The organism is Rhodococcus sp. OS5 (genome assembly GCF_056837585.1).
Map to the genome: position 1 here is coordinate 5172744 of NZ_CM166368.1, position 17497 is coordinate 5190240.

The window sequence follows — 17497 nt, forward strand, 5'->3', positions numbered from 1 at the left end:
AAAGACTCTCGATCTCGGGCTGAGATGAGACGATCGTCGAATGCGACTCACAACGCTGCGCGACCGTGTTGCAGAACTACTCTTCGCAGTTTTCATCGCGACCGGCTTGCTCCTGAGCATCCTCGGAGTGCTCGCCTGGCGATTTGCCACGCCATCCACGCGAACAGAACATGTCGGAATCCAACCCCCACCACCGCCGCCGATGGAGGACGGCAAGACCGGATACATGTGGGTGATCGACGGCTACAGCTACTCTGACGCGCCACATTGGTTCCCCGCAACTGCGTGGTTTCTGACAGTCGGAACCGCTGTCGCCGTTGCCGTCTCGGCGATACTGAACGCGACGGGATGGCGGCTGGCCCGTGACACACGCGGTAGAAAATTTGCTCTTCCGTTTGCACTTTCAGCTTTCGGCACAGCCTACGGACTCGCGGTCGCCGTTGTCGGACGAATCTGGCCGCCCACCTTCTATTCGGTGGTCCTTCCCGAACCTCGTGACCCGCAGAAGCCCTACCCCGAATCGGCCATCATCCACTTCGACCTCGAGCCGAACCTGATCACCTTCACCGCAACAGGTCTTGCCGTCGGCCTTCTCGCGGCCGCCCTGCTTTATGTCCGGAACTACTCGCTCACACGAACGAACTAGCGGGCGCGGAGATCACTCGACCGCTTCGAGTTCCGCGACACTCCCGTCCGAGATCACCCGGACGTGGCGGGTGATCTTCTCGATCGGCCAGTCCCACCATGCAATTCGCACCAACTTCTCGATGTCTTCGGCACTGAAGCGGCGCTTGATCTCCGTTGCCGGGTTGCCGCCGACAATTGCGTAGTCCGGGACGTCGCGCGTTACGACGGCGCCAGTGGACACGATCGCCCCGTGACCGATCCGGACACCGGGCATGACTGTCACGTTCCCGCCGAACCACACGTCGTTCCCGACGACGGTGTCACCGCGTGACGGCAGATCCTGCACCAAATCCATGTGCCTGGCCCAATCACCGCCCATGATCGGAAACGGGTAGGTGGAGACACCGTTCATACGATGGTTCGCGCCGTTCATGATGAAGGTGACACCGGTGGCCAGGGCGCAGAACTTTCCGATCACCAGTTTGTCGGGACCGTAGTGATGCAACACGTTTCGAGTCTCGAACTCTTCGGCGAACTCCGGATCATCGTAGTAGGTGTACTCCCCTACCTCGATCAACGGGTTGTCGATCAACGGCCTCAGCAACACCACACGCGGTTGCCCGGCCATCGGATGAACATTTGTGGGATCCGGCGCGTTCACTGCTTACTCCGATCCGTCGGCGCGGTGTCGCCGACCGCAGCAAGACTATCTGGTTCCTGCTGCGATCGACCGACAAGCGAAAACGTACCGGTGTCAGCCCAGGAGGCCCTTGGCGATATGGGTGACCTGAATTTCGTTGCTGCCCGCATAGATCATGAGCGACTTGGCATCACGCGCCAACTGCTCGACTCGGTACTCGGCCATGTAGCCGTTTCCACCGAACAGCTGCACGGCTTCCATCGCGACCTCGGTCGCTGCGCGCGAGGAGTACAGCTTCATCGCCGACGCCTCCGCCAGGCTCACTTTGTCTCCGGCTGCGGTGCGCTCGATCGCATTGAAGACCATGTTCTGCACGTTGATTCGAGCGACCTCCATCTCGGCGAGCTTGAGCTGGATGAGCTGGAACTGCCCGATCTCGCGTCCCCACAGTTTGCGGGACTTCGCGTATTCGATACTCAGACGGTGGCATTCGTTGATGATGCCGAGAGACAGGGACGCGATGCCGATGCGTTCGGCGGCAAAGCTCTCCTTGGCGCTGGATTTGCCGTCCGACTTTCCGCTGTCCTCGGTCTCGCCGAGCAGACGGTCCTTGGTGATGCGGACGTTGTCGAAGAACAGCTCACCTGTGGGTGAGGAGTTCATGCCCATCTTCTTGAACGGCGGGCTCTGGGTGAGACCCTCCATGCCCTTGTCGAGGATGAAGGCGAGCACCTTGCGATCGCGACGATCAACCGACGCATCGCCCTCGTCGAGCTTTGCGTACACGATCATCACGTCGGCGTACGGACCGTTGGTGATGAAGGTCTTGTTGCCGTTGAGAATGTAGTCGTCGCCGTCGCGGCGTACGTAGGACTTCATGCCGCCGAAGGCATCCGAGCCGGAGTCCGGTTCGGTGATCGCCCAGGCGCCGACGGTCTCGAATGTCACCAGGCCGGGGAGCCAGCGTTCCTTCTGCGCGAGTGTGCCGCGGCTGCGGATAGTTCCGGCGGCCAATCCGAGGCTGACACCCAACGATGCGACCAGGCCGAGGCTGACTCCGGCCAATTCGCTGTTGAGCACGACGCCCATGCTGCCGGCGCCGCTGAAGGCGCTCGACTTCTCACCGTCACCGGAGGGCGCATCGCCGCGCTCGCGTGCCAGCGACTTCTCGAGGCCCTCGCGTGCCATGTCCGCCAGACCGAAGGTCGAGTACAGCTTGCGAATGATGTCGAACGGCGGCAGCGCACCGCTTTCGAGCTCGTCGACGTGAGGTCGCACCTCTTTGTCGATAAAGCCCCGCAAGGCGTCGCGGAACATCAGGTCGGTGTCGGACCACTCGTACATGTGCCTGAACTCCAGTCGGTGAACGATCGAGAGACTGCCGAACGACAGCCACACACCGAATATAGAACACGTTCCAAAACCGGAACAGGATTCAGCTGATCAGTCCCATTCGCTGCGAGATCCACGTCAGCTCCTGCTCGACGCCGGCCGACCACACCGAAAAGCTGTGACCACCGGGAAGCTCGAGATACCTGGCGTCCATTCCGGCCGCTTTGGCCGCTTCGTACACCTTTTGCTGACCGGGCTTGAACTCATTGTCATCTGTTCCGACGACGAACACTCCGCCCGAGTTCGGGAACTTCCGAGTCGCCAGCAGGTCCATCGGATTCACCTTCACGAACGCCGCTTCGTCGCCGCCGAATATCTCGTCGACGGTTCGCTGTCGGTCACCGAGCGAAGGCTCCAATTGACCGGACAGATCGAGGAATGTCGGGTACACCTCGGGGTAATTGGTCGCCATCTGCAGTGAGCAGGTGCCACCGTAGGAGAGCCCGCCGATTGCCCACGCTCGCGGATTCGTGTCGATCTGGAACGCATTCGCCACCGCAGCGGGCAAGTCCTTTGCCAGATACGTGCCGACCTTGCCCTGTGACGAGTCGGTGCACAGCGGATTGGCCATCTGCGACCCTGTTCCATCGGCTATCACGACGACTGGAGCCAACCCCTCGTGATCTCGTGCAAAGGCATCCATTGTCGCGGTCAGCTTTCCGCCCTGGAGCCAGTCCTCGGGCTTGCCAGGCTGACCTGCCATGAGCACGAGCACGGGAAGAAGCGGACGCGGATTGGTGAAGTACGACGGCGGCAGATACACCTGCGCGTCGCGCGCGGAGAATCCTGAAATCGTCCCGGGGACAGGCAAAGTCGTGACCCGTCCGCGAATCGGCATGCCCTCCGGCGCTTTCCACACAGTGTCGGTGGGATCGCCGGTGACAACAGGATCGGTCGGACCGGGAACTTCACTGAGTGAGATGCGGTCGAAATCGTCGTGTCCGAACGCAATTCCCACAGTCGGATACGCGGCGAAAACCAGATTGATCTGCGTCGCGGCAGTGATGACGACCAGAACCGTCGCGATCACGGACAGGAGCGCTTTCGCGACGGTTCCGCCCGCCTTGATTCGCGGCCCGAGAAGTAGCAGCGCGTAGATACCGAGACCGATCCACACGTAGATCGACATCTCGATGGGATCGGGGAACGGCACGATCACCTTTTCGACGGTGATCCACACGGCGATCATGATCACCAGCGCAATCAGCCCCGCGATCGGCACCGCTCTGCGGTAGTACCAGCGCACGTTCGAACCGAGCAGCCACACGCCACCCAGGACCCCAAGGACAGTCAGGATCACCGGCAGCGGTCCCGAGATCAAACTGATTCGGTAGAGCCAGTCCACGTCAAACCTCTCGCGCGTAGAAATGTCGCACGCACGAGGCTAGACGACGACGCTAGTACTCTGTATCAGGTGACATTCATCAAGGTCTGTGGCCTACGCGACGTTGACACGGTCGACCTCACGGTGGGCCTGGGCGTCGACGCCATCGGTTTCGTCTTCGCCGAGAGCGTCCGCAAAGTCGACCCCACACTCGCAGTCGCTCTGCTCGCGCGAGTTCCCGATCACATCCGTGCAATCGGAGTCTTTCTCGGCAACCCGATCGGACAGATCCTCGAGATCGCGAAGATCACCGGGCTTCGCACCGTACAGGTTCACGATCTTGTCGACGCCGAGCAAGTGCAGCGGCTGCACGATGCCGGCCTCACCGTCATCCGCGCGGTCGTCTCCAGCAACGTCCGCGACGGTTACAATCTCGACCTCGGCGAGGACGAACTCCTGATCGACGGCGCAGACGCCGGATCAGGGGTGCCGTGGAACTGGGCCCAACAGCAATCGCGCCCGCAAGGCAAGTGGATCCTGGCGGGCGGACTGTCCCCGGACAACGTTCGCGACGCACTCGATGCCACCGGAGCCTGGGGCGTCGACGTCTCCAGCGGCGTCGAATCCTCCCGCGGCGTCAAGGACCACGCGTTGATCGAGAAGTTCGTGAGCGCTGTCCGCCAGACCGATCACTCGAAATAGGACGCGTAGTCACTGAAAGCGACTTGACCGGTGGGACTCGCTTTCACGGCGTCGGCAACGGCAGGCGGAATGGGAGCCCAGTGCGCAGGCATGGCCGCCGCCAGTGACGGCTTCAAGATGTAGAGCAGTGCGAAGTTCACTATCCAGAGCGGCGGTGCCATCGACATGCCGACTTCCGAATTCACATCGCCTTTGGTGTTGGCCACCAGCTGCGCTGCTCCCGAAATCTGTTGCGCTGCAAATCCGTAGACTGCCTGCACCGTGTATGCCGACTGATAGAGCGCAATCAGAGTGTGCGTTGCACCGTTGTTGCGCAACCAGGTGCCCACGAAACCGCCAGGGGCGATCAGCGTATTCACCTGTCGCGTCGGCGCATCCGCGTTGGCCGGACTCTCCAGCAATCCGTCGGGATTCACGTACAACCCGTAACTGGCCAGAACCGACGGCGTAGTGCCGGAATAGAGGGGCCGCCCGTTCGTATTGGTGAGAATCCGGGCGCATTCGTCGATCACCTCGGCATCCTCGAGATTGCCACCGACCCCACCACCGGCCATGAGGTCGCGATACTGCTCCTCGGTCAAAGCGTCGGCTGGCTCGAGTCCGATCTGCGCGGCAATCTCTTCCGCAGTCTGCTGACCGAGTGGCTGGTTGAGTTGATCCGGAGTAGTCATCTGCGTGGGCGCGACGCTCTCGTAGACCGGTGCCCCGGCAAAAGGGATCACGAACCCGGTATCGACATTCTCTGCAACCGGTTGCGCGCCGGCCATCTGAGTGGTGGCAAACGAAAGTACGCACACCCCAACCAAAGCCAGAACCGAGACGGTCCCGCGATGAGACCGTGCTCCACGTCTACAGCCCTCGCCTGAGAAAGCCTTGCCTGCAATTCCATTGCCGCGCATAGGTCAACCTCCCGGAACGCAGTCGGGCGAATCAACTCGAGCTTGCATCTCAGTCAAACGCTGTGAACAGCGCCGTGTCAAGACACAGGTCAGGTCGAGGCACGGCGACAGCTCGCTCGATACAGGCGACAGCTCGCCCGCTACAGTGATGCTTCCATCTGAAGTGACCTCACCCCATTTGAATTGCAGGACATCTCTGGAGGCGAGCAGTGTCTGACAAGCGCGGGACCGTATTGATCACCGGTGTCGGTCGGAGCAAGTCGATCGGAGCGGGCCTCGCATTGGGCCTTGCCGAGGATGGTTGGGATCTGGCTATCGGCTACTGGGAGCCTTACGACGAACGCGTCGGGTTCGGGCGCGGAGCGCACGATCCGCAAGACATTGCCGAGAAGTGTCGCGCACTCGGAAGCCGTGTCGACCTCGTTCCCGGAGATCTGGCCTCGCCCGACGTGGCCGATCAGCTCGTTGACGCTGCCGCAGCGCGGAACGACCTCCGTGGGCTGGTGCTCTCACATTGCGAAAGCGTCGACAGCTCGATCCTCGATACCACCGTCGAGAGCTGGGAACGACATTTCGCCGTCAACACTCGCGCCTCCTGGCTGCTGATCAAAGCGTTCGCTGAACGGCTTCCGGAACAGCGCGACGTCAGTCAGGTGGCCGGGCGGATCATCGCACTCACCAGCGACCATGCGGCCCACAATCTTCCGTACGGGGCCAGCAAGGGCGCTCTCGACCGCATCGTCATCGCCGCCGCAGTCGAACTTGGATCACGCGGCATACGAGCCAACGTCGTCAACCCAGGACCTATCGACACAGGATGGATGACACCCGAGATCAGACAGGCCACAACCCTCCAGACTCCTGCCGGCCGGCTGGGTACTCCCGGCGACACTGCAAACCTCGTTCGGTTTCTGATGTCCGACGCCGGAGGCTGGATTACGGGACAACTCCTTCACTCCAACGGCGGATTCAGTACGAACTGAGCCTTGGCCGGACTCAGTTCAGGCTTTGTAGGTCGGTAGCGTCTGCCCGAGCCTCTTACCCATTTCGGCAGCCAAAGCCGCGAGCCCGCTGGCCGGACGCACCATGACCTCGAAATCGACGATCTTGCCGTCCTCGTCGAATTCGACCATGTCGATTCCCTTGAGACTCTTGTCGCCGATGTTCGCACTGAATTCGAGCACGACCTGTCGACCGTTGGCTCCGGCGAACTGACGGTGGTACTCGAAGTTCTCGAACACCTGGATCACCGTATTGAGAATGAGCACAACGGCATCCGCGGACTGGTACGGCTTGAATCCCGTGGGCGATCGGAACTGCGCGTCGGGCGCGACGATCGTCGGTAGCGCCGACAGATCGCCGGTTTCGATCATGGTGTGCCACAACTTCAGTGCAGCTTCGACTTTCGGTTCGAGCGTCAATTCCGTGCTCATGCTTCTACCCTTCCCTCGACGTTACCTGCCGCTTGATCTACCGGCACTTGACTTGCGACGGACCACGCACTCAACACAGTTCGCACCCCGGTCACGAGTTGCAACGGCTGATCGATCATGACGTGATGTCCGGCTTCGGGAATCTCCGCCACGATGGCCTCCGTTCCGAACAATCCGCGCATGTGCTCCATGAGTCGATCGGACACGATGCCGTTCTCGGCTCGGAAATAGGCTACGCGGCAACGTGGTTCGCTGTCGAGGACATCTTCGGCGCCTACTCGGAGAAAGAAATTCGGATCGAACTTCCACGACCAACCGCCCTCGACTTCCTCCATCGACGTGGCCGCCACATGGTCACGCACCGCAGGCAGACCCGAATCCTGCGGCGGAACGAAGCGGAAACGGCCCATCGCGTCTTCCCTGGTGGGATAAACCTTCTTGGGGCCGAACGCATTCTGGCGTCGAGCCGCCTCCTCTTCGGGCGTACGCGCCTTGAGCGGAGAATCGATGATGACAACCCCGTCCAACAGTTCGCCATGCAGATGCGAGGCCACGAAAGAAACAATCCCACCCATACTGTGCCCCACCAGAATCGGCTTGCCGTCGATTCCCCCGGCCTCGGCCGCCGCCAGCACCTCGCGAGCCCACTGGGACATCGCGTAGGCGTCGCGAGTGTCACTGTCGCCGTGGCCCGTCAAGTCGAGAGCGACGACGCGGCGCCCCTCGGCGAACTGCGGCGCAATGTGATCCCACCAGCGACTGTGGGCTGCGCCGCCGTGAATCAGCACGATTCCCGGCCCCGCCGGCCCCCAAGCCCGAAAGTGCACCGAGGCACCCTCGACCTCCACCGACCCCGTCTCGACCGGCGCTGCCAACGCCCGAGTGAACCAACCAGGCGCGTCTTCGACCACATTGCTCATCGATCGAACATACATAGTCGTCAATCGGTTCATCCAACTCTTCCCAGTTCGTGATCCATCACCTATATTGAATCCGGCCTCAAGTTCAATTCGTTTCGCCGAAGGGGAGAGATGACCAACCGCCAAGTACGCCTCGCCGCCCGCCCGACAGGACTTCCCGACGCTTCCACCTGGGAATACGTCGATGCCGAGATCCCGTCCGCCGGACCGGGCGAGTTTGTCGTCAAGGTCGAATACCTCTCCCTCGACCCCGCGATGCGCGGTTGGCTCAACGACGTCAAGTCGTACGTTCCGCCGGTCAAGCTCGGTTCCGTCATGCGCGCCCACGGCGTCGGACGCATCACCGAATCACAGCACCCCGATTACCAGGTCGGGGACATCGTGGCCGGATCCTTCGGCGCTTCCGAGTACGGCGTTTCCGACGGTACAGACGTCACTCGGGTCGACGAATCGATCGCTCCCCTACCGACCTGGCTCGGCGCTCTCGGTTTCCCCGGCGTCACTGCGTATTTCGGATTACTCGACGTCGGAAAGCTGAAAGACGGTGACACCGTCGTCGTGTCCGGTGCCGCGGGTGCGGTCGGCAGTCTGGTCGGCCAGATCGCAAAGCTTCACGGATGCAAGGTCATCGGCATCGCCGGCGGTCCGGAGAAGTGCGCGTGGCTCACCGAGGACCTCGGCTTCGATGTCGCCATCGACTACAAGAACGAATCCGTATACAAGGCGCTCAAGTCCAACGCTCCCGACGGTATCGACGTGTACTTCGACAACGTCGGCGGAGAAATTCTCGACGCCGCTCTCTCCCGTCTGCGCCTCGGAGCTCGGGTGGTCATCTGCGGCGCCATCGCGGGCTACAACGCCACCGAACCTCAGCCAGGCCCTGCTCACTACCTGTCACTTCTCGTCAACCGCGCCACGATGGCCGGCTTCGTGGTCTTCGACTACCTCGATCGCTACGCAGAAGCACAAGAGCAGATCGGAAAGTGGATCAAGAGTGGCGAATTGACTGCTCGCGAGCACGTCGTCGACGGCGGTATCGACGCGTTCGGCGACAGCCTCAATCTTCTCTTCGCCGGAGCGAACACCGGAAAGCTGGTCTTGAAGGTCAGCTGAGTCGGCCACACACGCAGATCGGCCACCGGTATTCCGGTGGCCGATTCGCTTGGGTCAACAGACTCCGGACGGAGTGGGAACGCTGTCCTCCCCCAACCGCGGCGGGGCCGACCGATAGGTTGCCGGCGTGCCGCTCATCCGAATCGGATTGGCTACCTGCCGAGTCGGTGCATCGCGACGCGGGTCGTCGATGGACACCACCGGATCGAGATTCAGCCGTTCCGCCAGCGCTATCGCGTCGGCGATGTCGTTGAGAGGCCCACACGGAACACCTCGCTCGGTCAGTGCCTCGAACCACGAGTCCGCAGAGCCCTTGGCCAATGCAGCAGTGACGGCGTCGAACAGTTCTTCTCGATGCGCAACCCTGTCGCTGTTGGACGCGAAACGCGCATCAGCGGCAAGTTCGGAAACTCCGAGAACCTCTGTCAACGAACTGAATTGCCGATCATTGCCGACCGCGAGGACCAGCGGACGGTCCGCGGTGTCGAATACCTCGTATGGTGCGATGCTCGGATGCCGGTTGCCCATTGCCTGCGGCACCACGCCCGCGGCCACGTAGCCGGACGACTGGTTGGCCAGTGCGGACAGCAACGAGGACAACAGATTGACCTCGACGTGCTGCCCTTCGCCTGTGCGATCGCGATGGCGCAGCGCTGCAAGGATTCCCACGCTGGCATGCAGGCCGGTGATGACGTCGACCACCGCGACACCGACCTTGGTGGGAGTCTCGGGATCGGGTCCGGTGATACTCATCAATCCGCCGACCGCCTGAATCAACAGGTCGTATCCCGGCAGAGAGTTGTTGCCACCGAAGCCGCTGATCGAGCAGTAGACCGCACGCGGATTCATTTCTCGGACAGCGTCGTAGCCCAGCCCCAGACGGTCCATCGTTCCCGGCAGGAAGTTCTGCACCACGACGTCCGCATTGCGAACCAGCTCGCGTGCACTCTCCAGATCCTCGCGCTCGCGCAGGTCCAGAGTGACCGACTTCTTGTTACGGTTCACCGACAGAAAGTAGCTCGACTCGTCCCCCACCCACGGTGGGCCCCAGCTGCGAGTGTCGTCCCCGACACCCGGCCGCTCGATCTTGACGACCTCGGCACCCAGGTCGGCGAGAATCATCGTGGCGTACGGACCGGCGAGGACGCGGCCGAAATCAGCGATCACCAACCCGTCGAGCGCTCCGACAGCGTCTGCCGTCACCGGAAAGCTTCTTCACCGGTGAGAGCGCGGCCGATCACGAGTTGGTGAACCTCGGAGGTGCCCTCGTAGGTGAGAACGGATTCGAGGTTGTTGGCGTGCCGGATCACGGGGTACTCGAGCGTGATGCCGTTGGCGCCCAGAATGGTTCGGCATTCACGGGCGATCTTGATGGCCTCGCGGACATTGTTGAGCTTGCCGGTGCTGACCTGCTCGGGGCGAACCGTCCCGGCGTCCTTGAGGCGCCCGAGGTGGATGGCGAGCAACTGCCCCTTGCCCAATTCGACTGCCATGTCGGCGATCTTGGCCTGGGTGATCTGATACGCGGCGAGCGACTTGTCGAAGACCTTGCGATCACGTGCATATGAGATCGCAGTCTCGAGGCAGTCACGTGCTGCACCCATTGCCCCGAAGATGATGCCGAAGCGTGCCTCGTTGAGGCAGCCGAGCGGGCCGGACAGTCCGCGAGCCTTGGGCAGCATCGCCGAGGCAGGCAGACGCACGTCCTCGAGCACCAGTTCCGAGGTGACCGACGCCCGGAGCGACATCTTGTTCTTGATCTCGGGGGCGGAGAATCCCGGAGTGTCGGTGGGAACGACAAATCCGCGCACGCCGTCGTCGGTTCGAGCCCAGACCACGGCGACGTCCGCGATGGAGCCGTTGGTGATCCACATCTTGGTGCCGTTGAGGATCCAGTCGTCCCCGTCGCGCTTGGCGTTGGTTCGCATACCGCCGGGGTTGGATCCGAAATCGGGTTCCGTGAGACCGAAGCAGCCGATGGCTTCACCCGCCGCCATTCGCGGGAGCCATTCTTCCTTCTGCTCTTCACTTCCGTTGTGGTGGATCGCGAACATGGCGAGCGAGCCCTGGACCGAGACGAGGCTGCGAATGCCCGAATCGACAGCTTCGAGTTCCTGGCAGGCCAACCCGTACGCCGTGGCGCTCATCCCGGCACAGCCGTAGCCCTCGAGGTGCATGCCCAGTACGCCGAGCGCGCCCAGTTCCTTGGCCAGCTCACGAGCCGGCAGTGCTGCCGCTTCGAACCATTCACCTACGTGCGGGCGAATGCGATCGTCGACCATCTTGCGGACCGTGTCGCGGATCGCGATCTCCTCTGCGTCCAGCAGGGTGTCGATGGCAAAAAGCTCGGACAGGGACTGCGGCGTGGTCACGGGGCCTCCAGTGTTCTCGGGCGCAATCCTTTGCGAGAACGATTGCGCAATCGTTTGCATCGCCTAGAGTAGAGCCCGGTTGCGCACCCGTCAATCCCCGAACTGCCGACCGACACCGAATCAACTCAGGACCGACGCACACCAGGAGCCACGACGCAGATGACGCCCGATCCGTCGAACCGCAGCAACGGCCGTCCGCCGACGTTGCGCGAAATCGCCGACCAGGCCGGGGTCCACATCTCGACGGCGTCGCGGGTCCTCCGTCAGCCCGAGCCCGCCGACGGTTGGTCCGACTCCGCACTCCGAGTTCGTCAGGTTGCCGAGGAACTCGGTTACCAACCGAACCTGTGGGCGGCCAGCCTGCGTACCCGCAAGACCACCACTATCGGCGTCGTGATGCCGAGACTGACAGACGTTGTAGTGGCCACCATGTTCCAAGGCATCGAGGAAGCCGCCACCGCAGCCGGGTACTCCGTCTTGCTCTCCAGCCCGCCCGACGATCTGGAAGCGCAACGCAAAGCGGTCGAGTTCCTGGTGAGCCGACAGGTCGACGGTCTCATGCTGAGCAGCATCCACCTGCCGGGTACCGATTTCGTCGACTCGCTCCCCCTGCGCTCACTGCGGATCCTGCTGCTGAACCGGCACATCGACTCGGCGACGTCATCCGTCAACCGAAGCCTTCCCTTTGTCAGCGGCGACGACCGCCTCGGCGGCTACCTCGCGGGGAAGCATCTACTGGACTGCGGCTATCGCGATCTCGGAGTGATCGCGGGGCCGGATCACGCCAGCACGTCGCGGGAACGCGTCGCGGGTTTCCGCGATGCCCTGGCCGAAGCCGGTCTGGAACTGCCGCCGAACCGAATAGTGGCGTCCGAGTTCGAAGTTCAAGGGGGTGTCGATGCGGCGTCCACACTGCTCAGCGGGAACACGCGCCCTGACGCCGTTTTCACGGTGAGCGACACCATCGCGATCGGCGTACTCGGTGTGGCCCGTGATCTCGGGTTGAGCATTCCCGACGATCTTGCGTTGGTCGGCTACAACGACATTCCGGTTGTCTCCCAACTCCCGGTGCCCCTGACGACGGTCAGGTCCCCCGCCCGAAAGATCGGCGCGACCGGGCTCGAGCACCTACTCGCACTGATCTCCGGCAAGAACGTCGAATCCGTGAAGCTTCCCGTCGAACTGATCGCGCGAGCCTCCACCAGAAAGCCTGCCAGTCGCAAACTCTGAGCAGCTACCAGACCTGAGATTCGTCGATGCCCAACTGTCGCGCGTAACCGGAGTTGAGTGCGTCCCAGCCGTACTCGCGCGCCCGTTCACCCACAATCGGTCCGAAGGGCTCGCCTGCCAGAAGGGCATCGAGTACGTCGAAGCACAGATGCCACCCCGCAGCGAGCGCCGACGCCATCCCCTCGGCGCGCGACCTCTGCGTCAGCACGACGCGGGTACCGCCTTCGATCGGGGTCAGGTCCCACACCAATTCGTCCGGGCCCCACTCGTGTTCGAGCCGCCGAGTGGTCTCCACGACGTGAACGGTGACCGGCAGCGACATTTCGGGGGCGCCGTCCTCGGTGAGCATGGTGATCACCGCATCACCGGTACGGCTCAGATTCCGATCGGCGGTGTACGGCGTCCATTGCGCCAACATCTCCGGGTCGGTGATCGCCTCCCACACCTTCTCGACGGAATACGGCAGCACCCGAGGAAAGCTGACGACTGTGTCGTCACCGTCGACGCTCACCGTGACGTCGGACAGGGCACTGGGCTGATACGGCTGGGCACTCATGGTTCGATCTCACCAGGAACCACCGACACGGGCAACCGCCCGCTCGGCGTTCAGAACGCAAACACCGCCGATGCGGCCGCGATTGTCTCCTCCACCACCGGAAATTTCACCACGGACAAGTCGTGTCGAGCTCCTTCGAACTCCACCAGACGAGTCGCGGCGGGAATCAAGGCGAGTGCTGCCCGCATCTCCTCCGTTGTCGCGAACTCGTCCTTCGATCCGTGGACGACAACGGTCGGTGTGTTCAGTTCGGGCAGGTGTTCGGTTCTGAGCTTCTCGGGCTTCTTCGGTGGATGCAGTGGATAGGAGAGAAGGACCAGGCCGTCGACAAGTCCCGGGTTCTCCGCCGCAAGCATCGACGCCTGCCGACCGCCGTACGAATGTCCGCCGAGCAGAACGGGTCCGGGCACCGAGTAGTCCTTGCGAACAGCAGCAATCACCTCGGCAATGCCCGCGCGATCCTCTGCAGCACGCGACGGATGCGGAGGCCCCGAAGCTCGACGCACCCGAAACGCGAGATCGAAGCGCAGAACTTGCGCTCCTGCCGCAGCAAAGCCGTCGGCAACAGCACGCAACAGCACGGTGTCGCAGTTACTTCCCGCGCCGTGAGTCAGTGCAAGCGTGGCGACGGGCGACGCGAAGGACACAGAAGCAGGTCGATGAAGGAAACCGTGCACCGCACCTTCGTCGACCGTTTCGACAGTAGTCATGGACGCATCCTTGTCCGACCCGCTCGGGCCTGTTCGACCGCGGCAGTCATGCTGCCCTCGTAAACCGGACCGTGTCCGGGAAACAGCACGCCGGCAGGTGCACCGGCGATATTGTCCAACGCCTGGTCGGTCGCTTCACGGTCATGATTGAAGGGGCACACCAGAAATTGTGGTCCGGCGACACTCGACGTCGCGTGTCCGGTCACCAGAGCGTCACCCGACGCGATCACTCCTGCGTCGGGAACAAGGTAAGCGCTGTGGCCGTCGGTATGCCCATGAGTGGGAATCGGCACGATCCGACCGGGAACGTCCAGCGCACCACCGGACGCAAAGGACTGTGCCCGAGGCAGTTCCGCACCTTTCAACGCGCCGACTCCGATCACGTCGCGAAGCCATTTCGGAGCACCTCGCCGCCACAACAGCAACGGAACTCCGGCCGGCGACAACTGTTGCAGATACTCCCTCTTCGCATGCGGCACTTCCAACGGATCCATCAGGACCGGAACCTCGAGCCGAGTCACGATGTCCACGATCCCACCGATGTGATCGATGTGCGCGTGAGTGACGAGAATTGCCCGAACATCCCCGAGCTGGTGACCGATCTGTTCGATCGAGCGTTCGACGTCGGTGCCGTTGGCCGGATATCCGCCGTCGATCAAGGTCAGATCGGACCCCTCTTCGACCAGGACCCAATTGGCGTGACCGCACCGAACCAGATGTGTGTTCTCGATCTGCGTGATCGACAGTGCCGCAGTAGTCATGCTTGGTAGTCTGCGCCACGTGTCGGAATCCGTGAAGCAGGCCAGCAGCCGCAGCATTCGAGATCGCGCCGAAGCATCCTTGGTGGCAGCCGCATTCGCACTGCCCAGCGCGGTGAAACGTCGAATCACCGGACCACCCGTCGTCATCGAGGGCAACACGCTCGACGCCGACGCACACCTTCTGCTCACGCTCGCGAAGACGCGGCCACTCCCCTCGCATTCAACCGATCCCCAGTCACTCGCCGCTGCTCGCGCCAATCTCACCCGAACCGCGATCATGATGGGCGGCAGGCCCACGCCCGTCCACACCGAGGAGATCTCCGTTTCGGGTGCCGACGGCCCGCTTCGCGCCCGGCTCTACGTCCCGACAGCCGACACCGGCGCTCTGCTCGTCTACTTCCACGGCGGCGGGTGGGTACAGGGCAGCATCGAATCCCACGATGCCCCGTGCCGCCTGTTGGCCGAAACCTCCGGCGCACGGGTCATCTCGGTCGACTACCGGCTCTCACCCGAATTCGCTTTCCCCACACCGGTACACGATGCCTATGCCGCCTACCTCGATATCGTCGACCGCGCCGACGAGTTCTGCGCAGACCCGACGCGCATCGCTGTCGGGGGCGACAGCGCGGGCGGGCATCTTTCCGCAACGGTCGCGCTGCGTGCCCGCGACGACGGCAAGACCCCACCGGCGGCGCAGCTGTTGATCTACCCCGCGACCGACTTTCACGAGAAGGCCCCCTCGCGAACGACGTTCGGTGAAGGTTTCTTCCTGACCGAGGCCAACATGAACTTCTACGAGTCCAGCTTCCTCGGCAGCAATGCCGATCGACTCGATCCGATGGTGTCGCCGCTACGCGCCCCCGACGCGACCGGACTGCCGCCGGCCATCGTGATCACGGCGGGATTCGATCCACTCCGGGACGAAGGCGAAGCCTACGCAGCTCGATTGCGCGACAACGGTGTTCACGTGACCGATCGACGCTATCGCGGGTTCATCCACGGCTTCGTCAACGTTCTGGGACCGAGCGTGGGTTCGCGCACCGCCGTCGCCGAGATCGGCGGAATGCTCCGCGTTCTACTCACCCACCCAGCAAAATCTCCCGCAACGTATCCACCAGCGGATCAACCGGCAGCTCAGGGCTGATCGCACGCTGTAGCCCCAAACCGATTCCGACGCTGAGTATGCGCAGTGCCGCGGCGTTCGGGTCCAGTGCCGGCGTCACGCCGTTGGACTCGGCAAGATGTTGCACCACTCCGGCAATCAATCCGCGCACCTGATCGGCACCCGTCGCGATCTTTTCGCGGATCTCTTCGCTGTGCCGCGATCGCACCGAGAACTCGACTTCGAGCAACGTCCATCTCTTGTCCCCGATGGTTCGCTCGGCCCATCGCGCGAACTCGGCCACCGCGTCGTCGAGCGTCGAATTGGCTCCGAGCTGTGAGGTGATCTCGCCGACCTTGGTCAACCTGATTCGGCCGAGCACCTCGGCGCACAACTCGTCCTTGTTCTTGAAGTTCGAGTACACCGCACCTTTGGAATAACCGGCATCCTCAGCGATCTGATCGAGCGACGCGGCGGCGTACCCGCGATCGAGGAAATGTTCGACGGCCGTCGCCAACAGGGTCTCGCGGGTCATCGCCTGCGCTTCCTGCCTGGTCAATCGCGCCATCGGAACCTCCTCGCGGTTCTGAGTATCGAGATTCCAACGGTAGCCGAATACCGGAAGCGCACCGCAGGCGCACTCCCGAAACCCCAATTTGGGGTACCCACGTTATTCAGATACTGATAGTCTCCGAAATATGACTTCAGAAGTGACCGGCACCACCGCGCCCGGGTCCGGACGACACAGCGCGCCTAGACGGGGATTGGCAATCGGATGCGGCGGCACCCTCGGTTTCGCCTGGACCGTTGCTGCCCTCGCCTCGGTTCGGGACGCCCTCGACTGGGATCCCCGCGAAGCCACCGCCATCATCGGCACGTCCGCCGGAGCCGAGTTCGTGACAATGCTCGGCAGCGGAGTCGGCGTCGACGAGTTGGTAGCCATGCAACTCGGAGAGCCCGCCGCACGTCCCGAACTCCTCGCCCACACAGCATCGGCGCCCGGAAGAATCCCGCCACTTCCGAGTTTGGGGATCGGCAATCCACGACTGGTGACGCGTCGAGATCTTCCCGTTCTGAGCCGGATGAGCGGTATCGCACCGCGTGGTGGCGGCGACCCGTCCTGGCTCACCACGCTCGCCGAATCTCTTGCCCCTGGCGATTCGTGGCTCCCACATCCGTGCGCGTACATGGTATCCATGGACTACAGAACCGGGCGACGGGTCGCGTTCGGGGCACAGGGGGCTCCGAAAGCGACAGTCGGTGAAGCGCTTCGAGCGTCTTGGGCGATTCCCGGCTGGTTCCCACCTGTCACCATCGACGGCGTCAGGTACATCGACGGCGGCGCGGCGTCCACGGCATCGGTAGACCTCCTGCTCCCCCTCGAACTCGACGAGCTGGTTGTACTGGCGCCCATGGCATCTCGAACACTGAAGCCGGCGCGCGGCGCCGCCCGTATCGAACGCGGCGCCCTGCGGAACTCCATGTCCAAGGGCCTCGACCGGGAAATCGAACTGGTGCGCGCTGCGGGAACCAGGGTCTTGCGCATAGACGCCACCGACGACGATCTCGCCGTCATGGGCGCCAACTTCATGGACGGCCGACGGCGGCTCGCCACCTTCGAATCATCCCTACGTACAACACGTGCGAGCGTGAAACGCGAACTCGATGCGCGCCCGTTCCACTCCACCCCGTCCCACCAGTGAAAGCGCAGACTCA

Annotated in this window: 19 protein-coding genes; 7 read left to right on the plus strand and 12 right to left on the minus strand. The window is 62.8% G+C overall.

Annotated features, from left to right (window positions below; translation table 11 throughout):
• Positions 1-40 precede the first annotated feature (40 nt).
• Positions 41-646: a hypothetical protein gene (locus ACVZUB_RS24055; RefSeq protein WP_064073431.1), complete on the plus strand. Its 606-nt coding sequence runs from the start codon at positions 41-43 to the stop codon at positions 644-646.
• A gap of 12 nt (positions 647-658) precedes the next feature.
• Here the strand turns inward: ACVZUB_RS24055 and ACVZUB_RS24060 are convergent, their stop codons facing one another.
• The 3 genes from ACVZUB_RS24060 to ACVZUB_RS24070 form a co-directional block, all read right to left on the minus strand.
• On the minus strand, positions 659-1255 hold the full coding sequence (locus tag ACVZUB_RS24060; protein WP_042451521.1) for a CatB-related O-acetyltransferase: 597 nt from the start codon (positions 1253-1255) through the stop codon (positions 659-661).
• Positions 1256-1381: 126 nt separating this feature from the next.
• Positions 1382-2611 (minus strand): acyl-CoA dehydrogenase family protein, encoded by a 1230-nt coding sequence (locus ACVZUB_RS24065; protein ID WP_007733810.1) that lies wholly within the window; start codon positions 2609-2611, stop codon positions 1382-1384.
• 91 nt (positions 2612-2702) lie between these two features.
• The gene (locus ACVZUB_RS24070) at positions 2703-4004 is read right to left on the minus strand and encodes an alpha/beta hydrolase (RefSeq protein ID WP_030535234.1); all 1302 of its coding nucleotides are present in this window, start codon (positions 4002-4004) and stop codon (positions 2703-2705) included.
• A gap of 69 nt (positions 4005-4073) precedes the next feature.
• Here ACVZUB_RS24070 and ACVZUB_RS24075 point away from each other — a divergent pair, with 69 nt between their 5' ends.
• Positions 4074-4685: a phosphoribosylanthranilate isomerase gene (locus ACVZUB_RS24075; RefSeq protein WP_058037744.1), complete on the plus strand. Its 612-nt coding sequence runs from the start codon at positions 4074-4076 to the stop codon at positions 4683-4685.
• Here ACVZUB_RS24075 and ACVZUB_RS24080 read toward each other — a convergent pair.
• Positions 4673-5584 carry a hypothetical protein gene (locus tag ACVZUB_RS24080; protein ID WP_058037743.1) on the minus strand — a complete coding sequence of 304 codons (912 nt, stop codon included), beginning with the start codon at positions 5582-5584 and terminating at the stop codon, positions 4673-4675. The two genes, ACVZUB_RS24075 and ACVZUB_RS24080, sit on opposite strands and share 13 nt — an antisense overlap.
• A gap of 209 nt (positions 5585-5793) precedes the next feature.
• On the opposite strand from ACVZUB_RS24080, the gene ACVZUB_RS24085 reads away from it, so the two are divergent.
• On the plus strand, positions 5794-6567 hold the full coding sequence (locus ACVZUB_RS24085) for an SDR family oxidoreductase (RefSeq protein ID WP_058037742.1): 774 nt from the start codon (positions 5794-5796) through the stop codon (positions 6565-6567).
• Between the two features lie 18 nt (positions 6568-6585).
• On the opposite strand, the gene ACVZUB_RS24090 is transcribed toward ACVZUB_RS24085, so the two are convergent.
• Together ACVZUB_RS24090 and ACVZUB_RS24095 are read right to left on the minus strand one after the other, a co-directional pair.
• Complete coding sequence (locus tag ACVZUB_RS24090; RefSeq protein ID WP_003940510.1) at positions 6586-7017, minus strand: nuclear transport factor 2 family protein; 432 nt, start codon at positions 7015-7017, stop codon at positions 6586-6588.
• Complete coding sequence (locus ACVZUB_RS24095) at positions 7014-7937, minus strand: alpha/beta fold hydrolase (protein ID WP_058037741.1); 924 nt, start codon at positions 7935-7937, stop codon at positions 7014-7016. Before ACVZUB_RS24095 ends, ACVZUB_RS24090 begins: the two co-directional genes overlap by 4 nt.
• A 111-nt stretch (positions 7938-8048) precedes the next feature.
• On the opposite strand from ACVZUB_RS24095, the gene ACVZUB_RS24100 reads away from it, so the two are divergent.
• Positions 8049-9050 (plus strand): NADP-dependent oxidoreductase, encoded by a 1002-nt coding sequence (locus ACVZUB_RS24100; RefSeq protein WP_003939765.1) that lies wholly within the window; start codon positions 8049-8051, stop codon positions 9048-9050.
• Positions 9051-9104: 54 nt separating this feature from the next.
• Here ACVZUB_RS24100 and ACVZUB_RS24105 read toward each other — a convergent pair whose 3' ends face one another.
• Both ACVZUB_RS24105 and ACVZUB_RS24110 read right to left on the minus strand, forming a co-directional pair.
• A complete protein-coding gene (locus ACVZUB_RS24105; RefSeq protein WP_482627827.1) occupies positions 9105-10253 on the minus strand; it encodes a CaiB/BaiF CoA transferase family protein in 1149 nt (382 codons plus the stop codon).
• Positions 10250-11422 (minus strand): acyl-CoA dehydrogenase family protein, encoded by a 1173-nt coding sequence (locus ACVZUB_RS24110; protein WP_003939770.1) that lies wholly within the window; start codon positions 11420-11422, stop codon positions 10250-10252. The genes ACVZUB_RS24105 and ACVZUB_RS24110 overlap by 4 nt, the downstream gene beginning before the upstream one ends.
• Positions 11423-11581: 159 nt before the next feature.
• Here ACVZUB_RS24110 and ACVZUB_RS24115 point away from each other — a divergent pair, with 159 nt between their 5' ends.
• Entirely contained in the window at positions 11582-12652 is a 1071-nt protein-coding gene (locus tag ACVZUB_RS24115) for a LacI family DNA-binding transcriptional regulator (protein WP_482627828.1), read from the plus strand.
• A 4-nt stretch (positions 12653-12656) separates the two neighbouring features.
• Here ACVZUB_RS24115 and ACVZUB_RS24120 read toward each other — a convergent pair whose 3' ends face one another.
• From ACVZUB_RS24120 to ACVZUB_RS24130, 3 genes are read right to left on the minus strand one after another with little or no spacing between them, the layout of a single operon-like run.
• On the minus strand, positions 12657-13208 hold the full coding sequence (locus ACVZUB_RS24120) for an SRPBCC family protein (protein WP_003940599.1): 552 nt from the start codon (positions 13206-13208) through the stop codon (positions 12657-12659).
• A gap of 50 nt (positions 13209-13258) precedes the next feature.
• Positions 13259-13918 carry an alpha/beta hydrolase family protein gene (locus ACVZUB_RS24125; protein WP_482627829.1) on the minus strand — a complete coding sequence of 220 codons (660 nt, stop codon included), beginning with the start codon at positions 13916-13918 and terminating at the stop codon, positions 13259-13261.
• Positions 13915-14679, minus strand: coding sequence for an MBL fold metallo-hydrolase (locus ACVZUB_RS24130; protein WP_482627830.1), 765 nt, complete (start codon positions 14677-14679; stop codon positions 13915-13917). Before ACVZUB_RS24130 ends, ACVZUB_RS24125 begins: the two co-directional genes overlap by 4 nt.
• A gap of 19 nt (positions 14680-14698) precedes the next feature.
• Between ACVZUB_RS24130 and ACVZUB_RS24135 the strand changes: the two genes are divergently transcribed.
• Positions 14699-15823, plus strand: a complete 1125-nt coding sequence (locus ACVZUB_RS24135) for an alpha/beta hydrolase (RefSeq protein WP_228232235.1) — start codon at positions 14699-14701, stop codon at positions 15821-15823.
• Here ACVZUB_RS24135 and ACVZUB_RS24140 read toward each other — a convergent pair.
• On the minus strand, positions 15759-16349 hold the full coding sequence (locus ACVZUB_RS24140; RefSeq protein WP_030535226.1) for a TetR/AcrR family transcriptional regulator: 591 nt from the start codon (positions 16347-16349) through the stop codon (positions 15759-15761). The two genes, ACVZUB_RS24135 and ACVZUB_RS24140, sit on opposite strands and share 65 nt — an antisense overlap.
• 130 nt (positions 16350-16479) lie before the next feature.
• Here ACVZUB_RS24140 and ACVZUB_RS24145 point away from each other — a divergent pair, with 130 nt between their 5' ends.
• Complete coding sequence (locus ACVZUB_RS24145) at positions 16480-17484, plus strand: patatin-like phospholipase family protein (RefSeq protein ID WP_042451435.1); 1005 nt, start codon at positions 16480-16482, stop codon at positions 17482-17484.
• The last annotated feature ends 13 nt before the right edge of the window (positions 17485-17497 follow it).